Source organism: Priestia sp. MDV22-iso46 (genome assembly GCF_058629175.1).
Genome location: NZ_JBZVWT010000003.1, coordinates 237,215 through 256,656, shown reverse-complemented (window position 1 = coordinate 256,656; position 19,442 = coordinate 237,215). Strand labels below are relative to the sequence as shown.

The 19,442-nt window shown below is 36.1% G+C and carries 15 protein-coding genes and 1 pseudogene; 2 read left to right on the top strand and 14 right to left on the bottom strand.

Going from position 1 to position 19,442, the window contains the following annotated elements; translation table 11 throughout:
• The first annotated feature begins 194 nt into the window (after positions 1-194).
• Positions 195-1,139, top strand: coding sequence for a phosphotriesterase family protein (locus tag AC4NPH_RS18545; protein ID WP_013058118.1), 945 nt, complete (start codon positions 195-197; stop codon positions 1,137-1,139).
• 129 nt (positions 1,140-1,268) lie between these two features.
• Here AC4NPH_RS18545 and AC4NPH_RS18540 read toward each other — a convergent pair whose 3' ends face one another.
• The 10 genes and pseudogenes from AC4NPH_RS18540 to uxaC form a co-directional block, all read right to left on the bottom strand.
• On the bottom strand, positions 1,269-2,186 hold the full coding sequence (locus AC4NPH_RS18540; protein WP_029323202.1) for an iron-hydroxamate ABC transporter substrate-binding protein: 918 nt from the start codon (positions 2,184-2,186) through the stop codon (positions 1,269-1,271).
• Between the two features lie 184 nt (positions 2,187-2,370).
• On the bottom strand, positions 2,371-3,633 hold the full coding sequence (locus AC4NPH_RS18535; RefSeq protein WP_308333986.1) for a SulP family inorganic anion transporter: 1,263 nt from the start codon (positions 3,631-3,633) through the stop codon (positions 2,371-2,373).
• 466 nt (positions 3,634-4,099) lie between these two features.
• Positions 4,100-6,505, bottom strand: a complete 2,406-nt coding sequence (locus AC4NPH_RS18530; RefSeq protein ID WP_098322247.1) for a glycoside hydrolase family 31 protein — start codon at positions 6,503-6,505, stop codon at positions 4,100-4,102.
• Positions 6,506-6,623: 118 nt separating this feature from the next.
• Entirely contained in the window at positions 6,624-8,012 is a 1,389-nt protein-coding gene (locus tag AC4NPH_RS18525) for a glycoside-pentoside-hexuronide (GPH):cation symporter (protein WP_240530800.1), read from the bottom strand.
• A 145-nt stretch (positions 8,013-8,157) separates the two neighbouring features.
• Positions 8,158-9,504 (bottom strand): annotated as a pseudogene (larC, locus tag AC4NPH_RS18520) (nickel pincer cofactor biosynthesis protein LarC).
• Between the two features lie 25 nt (positions 9,505-9,529).
• Positions 9,530-10,300, bottom strand: a complete 771-nt coding sequence (gene larB / locus AC4NPH_RS18515; RefSeq protein WP_013058126.1) for a nickel pincer cofactor biosynthesis protein LarB — start codon at positions 10,298-10,300, stop codon at positions 9,530-9,532.
• A gap of 47 nt (positions 10,301-10,347) precedes the next feature.
• Positions 10,348-11,157, bottom strand: a complete 810-nt coding sequence (gene larE / locus AC4NPH_RS18510) for an ATP-dependent sacrificial sulfur transferase LarE (protein ID WP_057273636.1) — start codon at positions 11,155-11,157, stop codon at positions 10,348-10,350.
• Between the two features lie 36 nt (positions 11,158-11,193).
• The gene (locus AC4NPH_RS18505) at positions 11,194-11,964 is read right to left on the bottom strand and encodes an SDR family oxidoreductase (RefSeq protein ID WP_013058128.1); all 771 of its coding nucleotides are present in this window, start codon (positions 11,962-11,964) and stop codon (positions 11,194-11,196) included.
• On the bottom strand, positions 11,948-13,246 hold the full coding sequence (locus tag AC4NPH_RS18500) for a nickel pincer cofactor-dependent isomerase, group 22 (RefSeq protein WP_491938844.1): 1,299 nt from the start codon (positions 13,244-13,246) through the stop codon (positions 11,948-11,950). Before AC4NPH_RS18500 ends, AC4NPH_RS18505 begins: the two co-directional genes overlap by 17 nt.
• 70 nt (positions 13,247-13,316) lie before the next feature.
• A complete protein-coding gene (gene uxaC / locus AC4NPH_RS18495; RefSeq protein WP_053487530.1) occupies positions 13,317-14,720 on the bottom strand; it encodes a glucuronate isomerase in 1,404 nt (467 codons plus the stop codon).
• A gap of 234 nt (positions 14,721-14,954) precedes the next feature.
• On the opposite strand from uxaC, the gene AC4NPH_RS18490 reads away from it, so the two are divergent.
• Complete coding sequence (locus AC4NPH_RS18490) at positions 14,955-16,142, top strand: ROK family protein (protein ID WP_491938843.1); 1,188 nt, start codon at positions 14,955-14,957, stop codon at positions 16,140-16,142.
• A gap of 475 nt (positions 16,143-16,617) precedes the next feature.
• Here AC4NPH_RS18490 and AC4NPH_RS18485 read toward each other — a convergent pair whose 3' ends face one another.
• From AC4NPH_RS18485 to AC4NPH_RS18470, 4 genes are all read right to left on the bottom strand, one after another.
• Positions 16,618-16,830: a hypothetical protein gene (locus AC4NPH_RS18485; protein ID WP_078082021.1), complete on the bottom strand. Its 213-nt coding sequence runs from the start codon at positions 16,828-16,830 to the stop codon at positions 16,618-16,620.
• A 510-nt stretch (positions 16,831-17,340) separates the two neighbouring features.
• Positions 17,341-17,646 (bottom strand): hypothetical protein, encoded by a 306-nt coding sequence (locus AC4NPH_RS18480; RefSeq protein WP_063672186.1) that lies wholly within the window; start codon positions 17,644-17,646, stop codon positions 17,341-17,343.
• A 239-nt stretch (positions 17,647-17,885) separates the two neighbouring features.
• A complete protein-coding gene (locus tag AC4NPH_RS18475) occupies positions 17,886-18,539 on the bottom strand; it encodes an ABC-2 transporter permease (RefSeq protein WP_097812271.1) in 654 nt (217 codons plus the stop codon).
• Complete coding sequence (locus tag AC4NPH_RS18470) at positions 18,540-19,391, bottom strand: ABC transporter ATP-binding protein (RefSeq protein WP_098314710.1); 852 nt, start codon at positions 19,389-19,391, stop codon at positions 18,540-18,542.
• Between the last annotated feature and the right edge of the window lie 51 nt (positions 19,392-19,442).

Here is a 19,442-nt window from a genome sequence, read left to right as displayed (position 1 = left end):
CTTTCTGTTTGGAAAGAAGGATTTTTTGTCATAGTGAGTAAAAGTCCCGCCTGTTGTGTAAGACAACACATATGTTGTATAATGCAATATGTGTTTTTTATAACAGTAGTCTATATATAAAAACAGATTATATTAAAACTGTACCTAATCACTCGCTGTTTGATTTACAGGTATATGATGAAAGGAATCGTACTATGACATTTATCAATTCGGTAACAGGCCCAGTCCATACGTCAGAACTAGGGCTAACGTTAATCCATGAACATATGCGCGTTCGTTCTGAATCTGTTCATGCGCAGTTTCCTCATTTGTATGATGAAGAACAAGAAGTTGCAAAAGCAGTAGAACAAGTAAATCGTGCGAAGGCACTCGGAGTCAAAACAATCTGTGATCCTACGGTGATGGAACAAGGACGGGATATTCGTTTTATTGAACGAATTGCCCGTGAAACAGACACTCAAATCGTCGCAGCCACAGGAATTTATACGTATAACTACATCCCTACCCATTTTCAAACTCGAAGCATTGACTATATGGCAGACCTGTTTGTTCGAGACATTGAAGTCGGCATTCAAAACACGTCGATCAAAGCAGGTTTTCTAAAATGCGCTACGGATGCACCTGGCGTAACGGCTGATGTAGAAAAAGTAATGCGCGCTGTAGCACGAGCTCATAAAAAAACAGGCGTGCCGATTATGACGCATTCACATCCTGCAAGCGGTACGGGCTTGAAGCAGCTTGACATCTTACTGGATGAAGGCGCTAATCCAAATCAAATTCTGATTGGACATACGGGAGATACGGATAATCTTGAGTACATTTCAAACATATTAACTCAAGGTGCTTTTATTGGAATGGACCGCTACGGCCTAACAAGAGAATGTTCAACTGAAAATAGAAACAACACGGTTATTGAGTTAGCTAAACAAGGATATTCAAACCGCATGTTTCTCTCACAAGACTACTGCTGTACAATGGACTGGTTTCCAGAAGGCGTGATTGAAGAACGTTTTCCAAAATGGTCGATGAGCTTTGTATTAGAAGAAGTCGTTCCTGAGTTAAAAAGAAAAGGCGTAACGGAACAGCAGATTCAGCATATGCTTTTTGATAACGCTCGCTGCTGGTTTGAAGGAAAGTAATGAAGACGGACAATACGCCTCCTATAAATTGAAATAATAGTTTATAGAGGGCGTATCCATTCCGTTTATATCTAAGCTTTGTTCGTGTAGAACCGGGCTAATTTTCGAATAAAAAATATATCTCACCTATTATTTTTCAAGAAACGATTTTTCGAAAAATCCTAAAAGATATTCCAATGTTATTGGATCACTGTAGGTCGAAGCTTTTGTGTTAATTTCGAACACACGATTGTTCTTAACCGCAGGTATGTTCTTCCACACACTTGTTTTTAAAAACGAATTATCGCCATCCGTACTTTTACTCAAGATTATATAATCGCCCGCGAACTCAGGAAGTAATTCTGAAGAAAACGTATAGATACCCGATTCAAGTGCTTTCTCTTTTACTTTTTTAGGCATGTTTAGCTTCATTGCCTGATACAATACTTCTGTTCCGCGCGCATAGTTATTTCCAAATACATAAAACTCTTTATTGCCGCTTTCAATCACAGAAACAGTCGCATCTTTACCGATTTTTTTGCGAATTGCTTCTCCTGCAGCCGCTGCGCGTTTTTGGAAATCATTCACCCATTCTTTCGCTTCTTTTTCTTTGTTTAAAAGCTTTCCAATTTCTATTTGCTGATTCAAATAATCTAATTTACCCCAAGTAAAGACAACGGTAGGAGCTATTTTATTTAGTTTCTTGATGTTCTTCATTTCAGATCCAGCAATAATTAAGTCTGGTTTCAGCTCCATAATCTTTTCTAAATCATCCTCTGATACTACTTCTACTCCCTTTACTTTTTCTTTAAAAAGCGGGTTCATACTGCTCCATTCATCAATCCCAACGAGCTTTCCTCCTAAAGACATTACATTAGGGCCGTTGCTAAGAGCCACTATTCTTTTAGGGTTTTTAGGAACTTTGACAGGTCCAGCTTCTGATTTATATGTAATTGTTTCACTTTTAGTATCTCCCTTATCTTTTCCGTTTGTCGTTTCGCTGTTTCCACAAGCGCTCACGATAATAGCCAGTATAAGTAGAAATGGTATAAAAAATAGCTTCTTCAGTTTAATCTTCTCCTTTTTCACGTTGTTCTTATTTGATAATGATAATCTTTATCAATTATTACTCTGTATATATTATACGTCAGTGATAACGATTGTCAATAACTATAAAATTTTCCACCAAAGAAAAAAAGGCCTCTATCTTAGAGGCCTTTTTCTATTACTTCATTCATCTCACTTAGTAAAATTAACTCGTTTTTCTTAATAACTTTTGTTTTTCTTTGCTCTTTTTTATCATAAAGTGTGCACCACACAAACATAATCCAACGGCTATTCCGATCGTCAGGTTTGTAAACACCGTTAACGAAAATGTCGTAAGTAAAACCAATGAATGGAATGATTTTTCTTTTATCACCTTTGCAAACTGTTCTTTTTTACTGATATTCCATGCCACGACCATTAGAACTGGTGCAAGACTGGCAAGCGCCACGTATGAAGCGTACGGAGCTAACACTAACAGCACAATCAAAACAAAGATAGCATGCGTGATGCCTGCAATTGGAGAGGAAGCGCCGTTTTTAATATTGGTAACGGTTCTTGCAATCTCTCCTGCTGCGGGAATACCTGAAAACATCGGCGTTACCATATTTACAATTCCTTGACCGATCAGTTCTTTTTTGCTGCTGTGCTTTAATTTTGTCATTTCATCCGCAACGCGAGCTGTCAGTAAAGACTGTAACCCTACAAGTATAGCAATCACAAACGCAGAAGGTAAAAGAGTGACCACCCTCTCCACTGTTATATCTGGAAACGCTGGGGCCGGAAAATGGCGAGGTATCTCTCCGTAAATGGAACCAATGGTTTCAAACTGATTGGAAAAGAAAAAAGATGCCAAGCCCGTTGATACAATGATTCCGAGTAGATAGGACATCCCAAGCGACTTAGGTGAAAAATAAAGAACAATTAAAATGGTTAATAAGCATATCGCTGCCGTAGCAATACTATAGATGTTGATGAAATGTAAATTACCAAAGATCTCTTTTATATTCAAATGAAAATACTGATATTTTTCAATAGCGTGTAACCCAAGGAAGTTTGGAATCTGCCCGCTAAAGATAATCAGCGCAATTCCCGACTGAAACCCTACAATAATAGAGGACGGAAAATACTTGATTAAAGCTCCTACTTTACATAGCGCAAAGATAATGAGGAGAATTCCGGACATAAAGCCGGCAATTAATAAGTTTTCATAGCCATATTGCAACACAATTCCTAATAAAACAGGAACAAACGCACCTGTAGGTCCCGCGATTTGAAACCTACATCCACCTAAAATAGCAATTAACAATCCCGCTACAATCGTTGTATAAAGTCCTGTAACAGGCGATATTCCAGAAGCTATCGCAAATCCTAACCCTAAAGGTATAGCTATAATGCCAACAACAATACCCGATAGTATATCTTTCTTCAAATGATGCAAGGAGTAATTTCGAAAAACCTCTAGATTCATAAGTGTACATCAGCCTCCATTTTAAGTAGTGAGGTTACCCATTCGTATTTTGGTCATACAACCTTATTTAACTTTCATTCGTTCAAAATAAGGTGGGCTACTCGATTACTTCTATCTTAAAGGAGACAACTTACAAAAAAATAAAGAGGAAATTAGAAGTTTCTTAGCTAGTTATTAAAATTTTCTTAAAAATTCTTGCTATTTATTCTTTTAGTTATTTTTTAGATAGAGCTAGGTAAAACCGGTACGATTTTCTCGATATAAGACTTTAAGAGCTATAAACTGAGAGAATAATGAAGTCTTTGTTCACGCAGAACCTAGGTAGAGGCTTGAAACAGAGTCTTCTAGGCATACAATTTTTGATACTTATCGCTGTAAATAAATCTTTTTTACTCAACTGCGCTATAAATGTAGAAATAAAAACAACTAGACCCTATAGTAGCTATAGGGTCAATGATTATATTTATTAACAGCTCAGATTATAACTAAATGTTCCTTTTCCAACATTTTGATCTAATCCATTGATAGTTAGCTTGCGCTGCTCTTTTTCCGGAAGGTGAAACGTAATCTGGTTATAAGGTAATTCATAAGAACCTTCCTTGTTAATGTTTATTTGAATCTCATCTTCTGTAGTTTCCATATCAACATGAATGTACGCAAATGTGTGCAAATATTCGTTTGTTAACCCATCATCTTCGTATAAGCTATAAGAAGATTTCCCTTTTCCTCTACAAGGAAATAATAAAAATCCTCTTTCATCCATATTCTTCGTTGAAAAAGTTACTTCTGCTTCATTAATCGGGATGATTGCTCCCGCCTTAGCTAGCAGCGGCGTATAGTGTAAAGGTGCAGGAATTTCAACCTTTTTTCCCCCTTCATACCACGTTCCAACATGAAAATCGTACCATCCTCCAGGATTATTTGGCAAATACACTTCTCGCTCTTTCTTTCCTTTTTCAACAACGGAAGCAACCAGCAGAGAATCGCCTAGCATAAAGTCGTCATTTTCTTCAAAGGTAGTTTCATCATGTTCAAAATCATAAAAAGTAGGCCTTATAATAGGATGGTAGCTATTAGAGGTTTCGCGCAACTCACTATAAATATATGGAATTATTTTTGTTCTAAATTTAATTAATTCTCTAATTGAGTCTAGAACTTCAGGATACATCCAAGGTTCATTAACTGTCTCGTCATCGTTCCAAGAGTGGATAGTAAATCTCGGATGAACAATTCCATTTTGTATCCATCTTACGAATAATTCAGGTTCAGGAGCAGGGCCAGAAAATCCACCTACGTCATGTCCAAAATTATAAATACCGGATAAACTTAGCCCTATCCCCATCTTGATATTGAATTTTAACGTTTTCCAACTGGTGCGATTATCGCCTGTCCATGTTTGCACATAACGATGCATTCCCACAGAGCCGGATCGTGATATTAAATAAGGACGCAACTGAGGGTTATGTTCCAACTGTGCTTCATAGGAAGCCTTCATCATAAGCAGTGGATGAAGTGCACGAATCAGTTCAAACTCTTTATTGTTCCCAAAACCGTGACAGATGGCTTCCTTACTCCAGATTTCAAATTCATTATTATCATTCCAAGTGGAATCAATTCCATAATCCAATAGCTTTTCTTTTACTTGCCCTTTCCACCAGTCGTAGGTTTCTTTATTGGTAAAATCTAAATAGGCACCTATTTCATCCCAAAATTGTGCCATTTCAGGTTCTTCGTTATGACTATTTGTTATAAACATCTTTTTTTCTTTTAACTCATTAAATAAGGGATGATCTTTTAATAAACAGGGCTTAATATTTGCACATAAACGTAAACCCTTATCATGAAAGTCGTTTACCATCTTTTTTGGTGAAGGAATTTTTGATTGGTTCCAATTAAATACATAACGCTTATCTTCAATTGACGTATAGCCCGACGACAATTGGAATGAATCACATAAGATATCATGTTTTTCACACAGCTTTAAGAATTCGTTTAACTGCATTTGTGCATCTGGAGCATCGGTATAACTCATTGTCGATCCAGAATACCCCAAGCTCCACTTCGGTGGAAAGATTGTTTGTCCAGTTAACCATGAAAATTTCCGAGTAACATCTTTAACTTTTGGGCCTCCAATAATATAGTAATCTAAATCACCTTGTTTAGCTTGATAGTATCTGTATAGCTCATGATAGTTATCGAGTTCCGTACCTAGTTCGAAAATTGAACTGGACAAATTATCATAGAAGACCCCAAATGAGAATCCTGTTTCTCTATGCCTTGTGATGTAAAAAGGAATATGTTTATAAAGAGGATCGCTATATTCTGCATCATACCCCATTGCATCAATTGCTTGCATTCGATAGCGCTTTCCATGTTTATCAACTGATCCTGTCTTTTCTCCTAATCCAAAATATTGTTCATCTAAATCACGCTTTAAATAATGAACGATCCCCTCACCAAGTGAACCATCAAAATTATACGCCTGAGTTTTTCGGTCATTCGCAAAATTCACCCACCCAGAATCCTCACGGTAAAACCAGCTAATCTTAAATCCATTTAAATCAACATTAAGCTTTAACGCTGAAGTTTCTACGGTGCATTCACCGTTATTATTACTAAACTCATAGCTTGGTAGTGAAAAACCGCTTGTATCCAAACGTTTGCGCCCCTCCAATGGAACATCTGACTGCCCGGGTGCGACACTCCAAGTTTTATCTAGTTGTAATTCCTCACCGTCTGTAAACAAAATCCTGATAATATCTGTTTCAAGTATCATAATTTTCGCATATATGTTATTCTCTTCTAGTTCAAATTGAAGAATGTTATCAGTTTCATTTATGAAAGTAAATTGATAATTTTCCTTAATACTCATGTGGTATCTCCTTTACTATGCATGTATTATAAAATAGTGTGTCAAGCTGCTTCCTAATAAAAGTTTATAAATATTGTCTTTAGTAGCTCCTATTCAAAATACTTTTTATCAAATTTTTTTAGTTAAAGCTGCTTCTCTCTTTCAAGTCGGCAACAATTTTACTGTATAAATTATCTGTAAGGTTATAAAAGAAAAATAAAATGATTAATCCAATAATATTAAGAGCCGCCGGAGCAAGAAATAATAACCCCTTGAGACCTAACAATGTATCTGAAGACTGCTGAATATTTGGAACGTACCCAATTAAGCTCAGTGCAACTCCTGGAATAAAACCTGCCAAAGCCTGCGCAAGCTTTCGGAAGAAACTGTATGTTGAGTAAACAATGCCTTCTGTACGTTCTCCCGAATTCCACTCATGATAGTCGATGGAATCAGCAATCATTACCCACGGTAGACCAAGCGCAAATGCTAATGCAAAGTTTCCTAATGAAAAAATAGTTAAAAACGTTACTGTACTCGTTGGTAATATAAAATTTAAAACATCACAGGCAATGCAAACTAAAAGCCCAAGCATAAATGTATTTTTCTTCCCTATTCTTTTTACCATTGCTGGGATGAACATTGAACCAACTACAGCAAGCCCTATACTTAAAAAGGAAAGTATTGACATTAATTCTGGGCTTTTTAAATTATACTCCAAATAGTACAACTGAACAGCGTTGCGAATATTGGAAGAAGCAATCATGAATAACGCTGCTAAACACAATACAATAAGAGGACGGTTTGAAAACAATGCTTTGAATAGTTTAGATAAAGGCACCTTTTCTTTTCTTGGGGCTCTAATAACGTTTTCTTTAGTATTACGATAGCAAATTAAATGAAACAAAATTCCGAATATTGACATCACAGATATAGCCACGATGTACCCCACTTCTTTATTAGCAAACTGTAGCACAACAGGAATTACCACTACTCCTGAAATAAGAAGAGCTGTCTGACTACCAATTGCTCTAAATGAACCCAAAGATGCACGGTCAATTGGATCTTGTGTCATCGCTGCAGACAAAGAACCATATGGGATATTAACAAATGAATAGGCTAGCCCAAATCCCATATAGGTGGCAAATGCCCAAACAATCTTTCCGGTGTCTGAAAAGTTTGGAGCCAAAAACGAGATGACCGTCATTAATGCTAGAGGAACTGTTCCCCATAAAATGAAAGGTCGGAACTTTCCTCTTTTTGAGATATTTGTTCTTGAATCTACAAATGCACCAACACTTGTATCTGCAAACGCGTCAAATATTTTAGAAATTAAAAATACTAGCCCTCCCCAGTAAGCAGAGATTCCCAAAACATCTGTATAAAATTTTAGAAGGTATAACTGTCCCATATCAAACATAAGTCCGTTACCAATATCACCAAAACCATAAGACATCTTTTCTTTGAAAGTTAGCTTTTTAGAAACCGTAACTACTGGCCTTTTACTTGGAACCACTGGTAATGCCATATAACTATCCCCTCTTTCTCCCATTTACAATCCCCTTTTGTAAACCCTTTCATTAAAAAGTAGACATAGATGTTTCAATATTTAAAATCTATCACACTCCTTTCAGATGTCTCTTTTTAAGTTAGTAGCCCACAAACTTAAAGCATCAATTTTCTCTTTTCTTTAACTCTTTCCACACTTGTTCATATACTTTTTTTAAAGGAACGCTGTAAGTCTCAGCAATGAACTTACAATCTTCAAATTCTGGTGCCCTTTGTACAACTTCACCTTTCATAAGTCCGGTTTTTACTGTAACGCTTCCCCATTCGGTTTCTACTTTATGGAATTCTCGTTCCAGCCGGTGAACCGACAATGGATAATAGCGAATTCCCAAAGTTGTTGTTTCCTGAAATAAAATCTCCTTTATTTTATCTACATATGCCTCTGCACAAAGCAGCTGAAGTAAAACACCTGGTCTGTTTTTCTTCATGTAAATAGGCGTGTAAAAGACGTCGTTGGCTCCGGACTCTAAAAGCAAGTCCATAATATATCCCAGTAATTCGCCAGAAATATCGTCAAGATTCACTTCCATTTTTATCATTTTACGATCGATGTGCTCCAAGTTAGGAGGAATGTGTGAAGACAAAATAGTCTCTCCTTTCTTTTAGTTCCTGTTTACTTTGAGATAGGATACTTCAGACTTTCAATTTTCCTCACCAATAATTACTCGGAGCACATTAGGATGTTTTTCAAAATCTTTTGTTCCTGCTCCATACCCCACTGATTGTACTGTCATGGAAGGAACTGTACAGAATTCTTCTGAAAGCACTGATACAATAGCTGCACCTGTAGGCGTGGTTAACTCGCTTTTTATATTGCTTTGCTGAAGAGGAACACCTTTTAATATTTCTAAAGTAGCAGGTGCAGGGATTGGATAAATCCCATGATCAATATGTACTTTACCAGCACCTACACAAACAGGTGATGATTTTATTTTTTGAATTTCTAGTTTGTTTATCAAAATAGAAGCTCCTACAATATCTATAATCGAGTCTACAGCTCCGACTTCGTGAAAGTGTACTTTTTCTAAAGAAATACCGTGAATAAGACCTTCAGCTTCCCCAATTTTTCTAAAAATGTTTAACGAAGTTTCTTTCACTTCTTGAGATAATTGACTTCCGTCGATTAGCTTTACAATATCTTGGTAAGCACGATGACTATGGTGATGGCTGTGTTCGTGATGATCGCTATGTTCATGCTTGTGATGATGGTCGCTATGTTCATGTTCGTGATTGTGGTCGACATCTTCATGTTTATGATTATGTTGATGTCCATCAGCATACTTGTGATCAGCTGTTTCCGATAGTTCTACATCAAACTTCGTACTAGAGATTCCATTTTTCACAACTTTTCTCCAGCTCAATTTATACTCTTCAGAAATATTTAGTTTTTGAAGCTCCTCTTCTAAAAGAGTTGAATCTCCTCCAGCATCAATAAGTGCACCAATGAACATATCACCACTAATGCCTGAAAAGCAGTCAAGATAAAGCGTTCTCATTATGTTTAGCTCCTTTTTGAATTAATCGGTGAATCAAAGCAGCGTTGTAAGCAGCGCCGAACCCATTATCAATATTAACTACGCTAATTCCGGAAGAACATGAATTTAGCATAGTTAATAAAGCTGATAATCCGTTAAAATTTGCTCCATAACCAATGCTAGTAGGTACAGCAATGACCGGATGGGAAACCAATCCACCAACAACGCTTGGAAGAGCTCCTTCCATACCAGCTACTACCACTGTCACAGTAGCATTTTGAATCTCATCAATATTATTTAAGAGTCGATGAATACCAGCTACTCCTACGTCATAAATACGGCGAACTTTACACCCGAGTATTTCTGCAGTTACTGCAGCTTCTTCTGCCACAGGCAAGTCAGAGGTTCCTGCACAAACAATGGCAATATATCCTTCAAAAAAAGAATCCTGATCCGAGTCCTTCCAAAAGAGAATTTTTGCTACCTCGTTATATGCAAAACTTGGGCATGCTTCAAGCACTTGATTTGCTTTTTCTTTTGATATTCGCGTCACAAGCACCGACTTATCTTTCAGTTGCAGCGCTTTAATAATAGAAATGATTTGTTCGGCTGTTTTCCCTTCACCAAATACTACTTCTGAAAAACCTTGACGTTTTTTTCGATGATAATCTACCTTAGCAAAACCTAGATCCTCATATGTAGCTAACTCTTTTTCAGCATCTGCCACAGTTAGTTTCCCTTGCTGAACTTGTTTCAAAATTTCTTTTATCATTGTTCGTCACACACCTTAGATTGTTTATTCAGTGAAGTTTAGTGTCACTATTCCACTTTGGATAAAGCTTGATTCATGCTACCACTTTGATAACCAGTCAAATCTAATGTAATATATTTATAGCCTAGTCCCTTCAATTTCTTAGTAATGATATTATTTTTTTCCATAATAAAGTTCATATCCTGAGGTTCCACTTCAATTCTAGCAATCTCTTTATGGGTTCGAACTCTCACTTGACCAACACCTAGCTCTTTTAAATAGGCTTCTGCTTTTTCTACTTTGGTTAATTTTTCTTTCGTAATATACTCACCGTAAGCAATTCTAGAAGATAAGCAAGCAAATGAAGGCTTATTCCAAGTTGGTAACTCTAACTGCTGAGATAACTCTCTAATTTCTTTTTTAAACAAATTAGCCTCTAGTAAAGGTCCTCGTATTCCTTTTTCCTTTGCAGCCTTCATGCCAGGTCGGTGTTCATTCATATCATCCGCTATAGCACCATATACAATCGTTTTAAATTGGTATTCTTCAATAATTGGCTTCAGATGATCAAATAAGCTACTTTTACAAAAATAGCATCTATTTTTGTTGTTTTCCGAATAGCCTGGAATAGCTAATTCTGATGTCTCAATGATCTGATGCCTTACCCCAATTTGCCTTGCTAGCACCTTGGCTTCTTCCAGTTCACTTGATGGATAGGTCTCCGAATCTGCAGTTACTGCAATCACATTTTCATTTCCTAATGTTTCAACAGCCACTTTTAATAAGAAAGTGCTATCGACTCCTCCGGAGAAAGCTACAACAACTGATTCCATATCTCGAAGAATAGAAGTTAAAATCTCGTATTTTTTGCCCAACATGTTCTTATCCTCCCGTCTTTGACAATCTTCTTACTTTTAAATTGTCATGCTTCCAAATCCACCATCAACCCGTATTAGCGTTCCTGTTACAAAACTAGAAGCCTTTTCTGAAGAAAGCCAAACAGCTGCTCCTTGTAGTTCTTCTGGCTTACCAAACCGCTTCATAGGTGTATGTCCCATAATTGAATCTACCCTCTGTGAACTTAGTAATTTTTTATTTTGTTCTGCTGGAAAAAATCCAGGAATAATTGCGTTGACCCGAATACCGTTCGGAGCTAACTCTCTAGCTAAAAATTGCGTTACACTATTAAGACCGGCTTTTGACACAGAATACGTAAATACTTTAGATAACGGAGTAGTCGAAGAAACAGAAGAAATATTAATAATACTGCCTTTTCTTTTTTGTTCGATCATTTTTTCAGCAAAAATTTGACACGTAAGTACAACCCCTTTTAGATTGACATCCATAATATCATCCCATTCGTCCATATCTAGCTCAAAAAAAGGAGTTCCACTATTTTTACCAGGAGCGTTAAGAAGAATATCCCATCCTCCTGACCATTTTTCAATTGCACTAGCTACTTCAATTAAGGATTCACGAGCACTGACATCAGCTTGAAAAGCTTTTGCTTTTCCTCCATTACGTTCTATTTCCTTCACTACATCTTCTGCTTTTTCTAAATTACGTCCTACAATAGCAACTGTTGCTCCATGATTAGCTAGTCCTATCGCTATAGATGAACCTAAAACACTATTTCCACCAATTACGACTGCAGTTTTTTTAGTTAAATCAAATAATTGTTTCATTTCTGTCCTCCACTCTCAAAAAATTTCCTTCTTTATTAAATGATATAGAATACAACTCTGAACTTTGTTGCATATGAGGATGAGAATGGATATGATTTAGCAATGCCTCAGAAACCTCAATTTCACTTAGCTCTAACGTATTTTTAATTCGCACCATCTTTACTTGAGTAAAGTCTAATATATTACTCGTTTTAATAGCTGCCTGAATGGCTTGGCGATCATTAGGTAACGTAGTAGGTATTTTTGTAGGCGCCACAACTGTTGAAGTTAAGCCATTGGCGTACATAAATTCTAGGTTTGCTTTATCTACTAATCTTTGAGTTGTAAAGTCTGCAGTTCCGACTCCATTTGCATTTCCTTCTGTTTGGGGAGTCAAGTCCAAAACAACCATCTTATTAACGGCCGGTCCGCCATGAGCATATGGAGTTGGATAGCGTCCTGTGACATTAGGATCCATTCCATCCCCACTAATATTTTTACCAATTTCATCAATAACCAGCACGTCTAGCTCATCAAAGTACAGTTTCGGTAAAAGCTGTTTAGCTATAATTTGTAGATTCGTCTCTTTATCCTCAATTTGTTCAGACGGCAATACTTCTATTACAGCTACTTTATCAAATGAGTTTTCAATACTAGCAATGCCAAATAGAACAGGAAGTTCTCGCATAATAACTTTAGCCATTGCAGGAACGTTTTCAGCCATATATTTAAATCCTAGTTGATGGCAAGCTTCTGCCCCTTTTTGTTTTCCTAAACCAATGCTAATCATTTTCATGAGACCACTTTCCACTGGACCGCGAAAAGCTGTATGTGGTTTTATTCGATTTACAACGATAATTCCATCAGCTTTTGAAGCATGCTTATCTACAAAGACAGGTAATCCATTGGATAATTGTCCAATTTCCACTACCTCCATTGAAGAACGAATCTCACATTGTACACTCTCTTCGGTTATTCCAAGATGGCGTAAAACTTCTTGCTGGCCTTCAGCAGTTGCTCCGCCATGACTACCCATGCTTGGAACAATAAAAGGATTAGCTCCAAGTCCTTTTAAGAATTGTACTGTGGTAGCTGTCATTTCGACTATTTGATCAAGCCCTCTACTACCTACTGCAATGGCAATTTCCATTCCAGGTGTTATTCTTCTTTTTATGTTTTCTTGATTTAATTTTTCCGTTAATACATGTTGAACGTCATGAATTTTTGTATCATCAAATGCCACTTGTACCTTGGCCATTTTAGGAATAGGAATATCTTTTAATAAATCTTGCAAAATACCCATCTTTTTCTCTCCTTTCTTTTAATCTGTAACATTAGAATTATCCGTAATAAGAAAAAGAACTTTATTCATGTTAACGTTGTAAAAAGTATCTCTCTGCGTTGTAATAAGAAATATTTTCAATCAGCGCTTGCAGAACTGTAGAATCATTGGGAACCTTTCCTTGCTCTACCCATTCGCCAATTAAGTTGCATAGTATTCTACGAAAATAATCATGTCTTTCATAGGAGAGAAAGCTGCGAGAGTCTGTCAACATACCGATAAAATGACTGAGTAACCCAACGTTAGCAAAATCTTTCATTTGTCTCTCCATTCCATCAATGTGGTCGTTAAACCACCAAGCTGTCCCAAACTGAATTTTTCCAGGAACGCCATTTTCATAAAAATTCCCCATCATAGCGGCAAGTACAGGATTATCTTTAGGATTCAAATTAAATAACACGACTCTCGGAAGCGCATCTTCTTGATCAAGCGCATTCAGAAATTTCGATAATCCTCGTGCGATATCAGCTTCTCCAATTGAATCAAACCCTGCATCCGCTCCTAAAAGGTTTTTCATTTTTGTATTGTTGTTTCGCATAGCTCCGATGTGTAGTTGCATTACCCATTGTTTGTGAGCGTACATTTTTCCTAGTTCTTTTAAAAGAAACGATCGGTACTTAATTAACTCATCTTGTGAAAGAAGTTCGTCATTCATACGTCTCGTAAAAATTATTTCGGCTTCTGCTAGAGTCACCTCTTGGTATTTCATGTAAGGAATATCATGATCCGCTGCTCTTCCCCCATTATCATGAAAATAATCAACTCGCTGTTTAAGCGCTTTAATTAAAGTTGCTAAAGATGTTACTTGTTTCTGAGCTACGTGTTCAAGGTTCTTGATCCATCTCTGAAAAGTTGGACGTTCAATAAACATTGCTCCATCAGGACGAAAGGTTGGAACAACTTTTGTTTCAAACGTAGAATTTTGCTTTAGCAATTGATGATATTTAAGAGTAGAGGTAGGATCATCCGTAGTCCCTATAAATCGTACATTAGATTTCTTAATTAACGATTGAGGTGTAAACTCAGCACTTTGCAGTTTTTCGTTGCATTCGTTCCAAATTTCAAGTGCCGTATCCGGGCTAAGCCTTTTATCAATATTAAAAAAATTCTTTAATTCCATATGAGTCCAGTGGTACAAAGGATTTCCAATTAAAGAGGGCACCGTTTCTGCCCAAGCAAAAAATTTTTCCCAATCACTAGCTTCTCCCGTAATGAAATGCTCAGCTATACCATTCATTCTCATTGTTCGCCACTTGTAATGATCTCCTGCTAACCACAGCTGAGTAAGGTTTTTATATTGTTTGTTTTCTAAAATCTCTTTTGGGTCTAAATGGCAGTGAAAATCAAAGATCGGCATTTCTTTAGCAATGTATTTATATAACTTAACAGCTGTAGGTGTGTATAGTAAGAAATCGTCTGCTAAAAACTCTTTCATGTTATTTTCCTCCTAAGGAAACAAAATTGACTTTATGGCTAAAAGGATATGTAAACACTTTCATTTTCTGTTATAATTAATTTGTTCGTTTACTAAACTAATTAATTATAGAAATAATTTAGCATGTATACAAAATTCAGTCAATTAAATATTTTAAATTTTACAATTAATATTTTTCCACACGAAGATGCTATAATAAAAAACAATGTCAACGAAAATTTGGAGGATATATTTATGCCTAACGGTGATGCAGCTTATATCAAAAAATTAAATCGATCTTTAATTATTAGCAAAATTGTAGAGGCAGGAATGATTTCACGAGCTGAATTGTCTAAGGTTACAGCATTAACAAAAGCTACTATTTCAGCACAAGTTGCAAGTCTACTTGAAGAAGATATTATTATTGAGACACAGCAAGACTATTCAAACGTTGGAAGAAAGCCTATAATGTTATCTTTGAACGAAACGGCAGGATATGCACTAGGAATTGATCTAGATTATGGTCAAATCTCATTTACTCTTTCTAATCTTCTTGGACGTCCAGTTTCTTCAGATAAAGTCAAAATACACGATACAAATTACTCAAATATACTTAGTGTATTAGTAAAAAAAATTAATGAATATAAAGATAAATGTCTTATGTCTAGATACGGCCTGATTGGTATAGCTATTTCGATACATGGTCTTGTTACCACTGATGAAATTATTCACTACATCCCTAGGTTGCAGTGGCATGAAATTGCTTTAAAAGAAGACTTAGAAGCAGCAGTAAAGGTGAATGTTTATCTTGAAAACAATGCAAATTTGCTAGCTTTTGCTGAACGAGCTTATACACATCATAAATCTGATAACTTAGTATGTATAACGCTTCGTTCAGGTATAGGTCTTGGAATCTTAATAAACAACAAATTATCTAAAGGTCATGATGGCTATGCAGGAGAAATTGGTCATATGATTGTTCAACCAAATGGAGAGCTTTGTGCCTGTGGAAACAAAGGATGCTGGGAGAAATATGCATCTGAGTCAAGCTTTTTAAAGAACCTTTCCCAAAGAAAACAAGTTCGTAATATGTCTTTTAAACATATTGAAGAAGAGCTTAATAGAAAAGATATTGAAACCCATCAAGAAATGGAGAATTTTATTCATTACCTTTCAATTGGTTTGAATAATGTCATTAATATCTACAATCCTGAAATTTTAATTATCGATAGTGAATTACTTTCTCGATATCCAGATTCTATACAAAAAATTAAGAGCAGCCTTTCTTCCTCTATAAGTCACTACCGTGAATTATTAATCTCCTCAACTAGAAAAAAGGCATATGAATTGGGTGCATGCGCATTAGTAATTAAGCATTTCCTTGAAATTACAATGCCAAACTTGGTATATTCCGAGTCAACAGAAAGCTCCCTTTTAAAATAAGTACCATCTACATTTCAGCTTGTATAGTAAGAGTAATTAAAGATAAATGTTTTTACCTTCGAAAAAAGAAATGAAAGATTAATTAAGACTTTCAACCTTCCTAATAAAGAAAGTAAAATGATTGTAGCATGAGCTTAAACTAAAACCGGAGCTATCTTACCTAGACAGCGATTAAGAATTGCCTCCTACTTGCTAGGAGGCAATTCTTTTACTTCTATATCTAATCACCATAATAAAACTCCAAAAGGTTTAGGATAGATAACAAGATGATCAAAATAATCAAAACTCCTCCTATTCATACCCTGCTTGCTTCTTTTGGGGATGTTTTTTGTTTTTCATGAGCATAAAAAACCAGTTTTCGAAAGGCAATATGCAGTAAAATAACGAAGGCAAACATACCAATCTTTGCAAAAATAAACAGATCATCACATCTATTTCAACAGAATAAACAACTAGAGGGCATTCGGTATATAGATTAGCTATGAAACTTTTTATTTCCTTTGTTCTTTTGGTACTCTATAAAAAATGAGACTGGGATTGCACCAATACCTATACCTATTGAAATAAACAGCGCCTGGTTTAGCTGAAGACTCGTATTTCCTGCTGCTTTACTATACATCATAAAACATACGAAGCTTAAAAAGCCTATAGCAAAGGGAATCAACAGATGCTTATACCATTTCATCATCTTATGCTCCTTTCTATGCCCTGCCTAGACCCACTACATCATGTGTAAGTTTTTCTCGTCACCTTCAGCAGAGATTCTTAGTACATCGTTTATTTATAAGCATTTTTTTTAGATTGAGAGATGCGCTTAACATTATGTATCTATCATTCTTTTATAAAAAGTGACTTCCTAAAATAAAGCTGGCTAAAAGAGCGACTACAGCTACTCCTCTCAATATATAGCTTTGGCTTTCACTTTCACTCAAAGGTTTCCCCTTTCTTTTACTTATAACAGGATGAATATAAAAAAGAGAAAAGAAACCCCACACCTGCTGCTAAGGTTATGAATATTTCCAAATTAAAACATCTCCTTTTTCTTCCTTTTCCTTCTTTTTTTCTTGTTAAACAAGTCTCTTTAAGGAAAAGCAAATAGTTAGCAGCGTTTCTCCAGAAAATACAAACCACCTTGAAATTGTACAAAAATAAAAAAGCAGGATTTCTCCTGCCTTTTTGCATATGTAATTCCTCTTCACTATGTCAACTCAGCGCTTTTAGCGAGCATAAAAGCAGAGATACTAAACAAAACAATAAATAAAGAAGCGGCATGTAACAGTAAAAAAAGAAATTTTTGACCGCCTTTAATGAAGAGCGAATAAATCATTCCTAGGATTGTTACTAAGATTAAAAGTGCTGCTGCTATTTTAATTAGTATAGCGAAGAAAGCTCCCGCAAATACAATTGACGGAATAAAAGACGCTATAATAACGACATACAAAATCAGCGTAGCAAGAAAAGCGGTTTTTGATACGTTTGAAGCCTGTTTAAACAAATTCCCCATATAATCTCCTTTCACATTTTAAAACTGCATCTTTTACTATAATACATGTGCTTAGAGGACACAATTAACTTTTGTAAAAATCCCCATAAGTTAAGCTTTATCGCCAATCATATCCGTTATATTTTTGAAACCTTGTTTGCTTAGTTTATCAAATGTTGTGGCTGTTTTTTGTTTGAAGTATTTGTTGATAAATAGCCTTGAAGAACGCTTTGTAGTATTTACTTTAAAAACAATTCATACTAAAATTCTCTCTCCCGGTAGATAGACAGCGCAATAAAGTAAGAAGCAATATACATTACCATCCCAAAAAGAGTATATAAGATAGGAACATGCAAAGAAGAAGCGATCGGTAAGCTTGATGCCGCTAATATCTCGACGAAATAACCAACAGCTCCCTGTAAAGCAATCGCAACGAAAAGGCCGCCCATTCCACCTCCAAGTACTATTCCGTCAGATTTCTCTGCCCCGAATACGTAAAGAAGCGGATAAGCAAGTGCACCTGCAAAAAGTACGATAAATGTACCAAACGAAACGATATTTACTATATCCTCTACTGCACTCTTGGAAATAAGCGAATACATTGAAAAAACACCATAGGATAGGATGGTTCCGCTGACGACAATTAAAAAGTAAAAAACATAGTGACTTTGCACCACATTTTTTCGACTAACCGGAAGAGTAAGCACGTATTTGTCATAGCCGGTCTTACTTTCTAATTTGATCACTTCAAGCGCTGGCATTGCCATCAATAAAATAATTAACATCGCTATAATACGGTAAAATGAAGGATCCGCAAAATAAAAGATGACCGCAGAAATAACTATGGCGAGCGCTGTGTACGTCAAAAAGCTTCGGTGAATGAGGTAGTAGTTCGTTAACAACAGACCTCTCATTTATCTTTCACTCCTTGTTAAAAGCACGCTTAGTTCTTCCATCGACATCGGTTCAGTTAAAGTTCTATCTGGCAGCTGATGCTTATCTGATACTAGTACGCGGATAGATTTATCATACGTTCTTTTTGCCACGACTATATCTTCTGGAAGTAAGTTCAGCTGTTCTTCATTCATAACGGCAATTGCATACTCCCGAAAAACTTTCTCTTTTTCTTCATTTAATAAAACCTCACCATTTTTAATCACAACAAGATGACTCGCGATTTTTTCGACGTCGCTCATAATGTGAGACGAAAGTAATATTCCGCTGTTGCCATCGCTGACAAATGCTTTTAATTCATCTAATATTTGCTCTCTAGACGAAGGATCCAGTCCTCCTGTCGCTTCATCTAACAGCAATAATTTAGCACGGTGAGACAGCACTACAGCTAGAGATAATTTCATCGACATGCCTCGTGAAAACGTATGTATTTTTTTATCTTCTGGCAGTGAAAAAGAACGAATCAACCGGTAAAAATCGGCTTCATCCCAAGAGTTAAATAGACTTTTGAAGACTTTGTTTAGCTGTTTGATAGTTAAAGAAACCGGCAGATTAATCGCATCAAATACCACTCCAATATCTTCTTTAATCGTGGCATTTTTATTCAAATTGTCTTCACCAAATATTTCTACAGTGCCGCTATCTCTCGAAATTAATCCTAGTACTGCTTTAAACGTCGTTGATTTCCCCGCTCCGTTGTCACCAATAAATCCTACAATTGATCCAGGGGGTACATGAAATGAAACATCTTTTAAAACCTCATTTTGACCAAACGATTTTGCTATGTTTCTAACTTCTAAAAGATTTGTCATTTGCTCACTTCACTTTCTCTATTAGTAGTTAGGTGTAATCATAAAAATCAA

Coding starts and splice junctions, on each gene's coding strand:
- AC4NPH_RS18545 (WP_013058118.1), top strand. CDS start 195: ATGACATTTATCAATTCGGTAACAGGCCCAGTCCATACGTCAGAACTA.
- AC4NPH_RS18535 (WP_308333986.1), bottom strand. CDS start 3,633: ATGAATCTAGAGGTTTTTCGAAATTACTCCTTGCATCATTTGAAGAAA.
- AC4NPH_RS18530 (WP_098322247.1), bottom strand. CDS start 6,505: ATGAGTATTAAGGAAAATTATCAATTTACTTTCATAAATGAAACTGAT.
- AC4NPH_RS18525 (WP_240530800.1), bottom strand. CDS start 8,012: ATGGCATTACCAGTGGTTCCAAGTAAAAGGCCAGTAGTTACGGTTTCT.
- larB (WP_013058126.1), bottom strand. CDS start 10,300: ATGATAAAAGAAATTTTGAAACAAGTTCAGCAAGGGAAACTAACTGTG.
- larE (WP_057273636.1), bottom strand. CDS start 11,157: ATGTTGGGCAAAAAATACGAGATTTTAACTTCTATTCTTCGAGATATG.
- AC4NPH_RS18505 (WP_013058128.1), bottom strand. CDS start 11,964: ATGAAACAATTATTTGATTTAACTAAAAAAACTGCAGTCGTAATTGGT.
- AC4NPH_RS18500 (WP_491938844.1), bottom strand. CDS start 13,246: ATGGGTATTTTGCAAGATTTATTAAAAGATATTCCTATTCCTAAAATG.
- uxaC (WP_053487530.1), bottom strand. CDS start 14,720: ATGAAAGAGTTTTTAGCAGACGATTTCTTACTATACACACCTACAGCT.
- AC4NPH_RS18490 (WP_491938843.1), top strand. CDS start 14,955: ATGCCTAACGGTGATGCAGCTTATATCAAAAAATTAAATCGATCTTTA.
- AC4NPH_RS18485 (WP_078082021.1), bottom strand. CDS start 16,830: ATGATGAAATGGTATAAGCATCTGTTGATTCCCTTTGCTATAGGCTTT.
- AC4NPH_RS18480 (WP_063672186.1), bottom strand. CDS start 17,646: ATGGGGAATTTGTTTAAACAGGCTTCAAACGTATCAAAAACCGCTTTT.
- AC4NPH_RS18475 (WP_097812271.1), bottom strand. CDS start 18,539: ATGAGAGGTCTGTTGTTAACGAACTACTACCTCATTCACCGAAGCTTT.
- AC4NPH_RS18470 (WP_098314710.1), bottom strand. CDS start 19,391: ATGACAAATCTTTTAGAAGTTAGAAACATAGCAAAATCGTTTGGTCAA.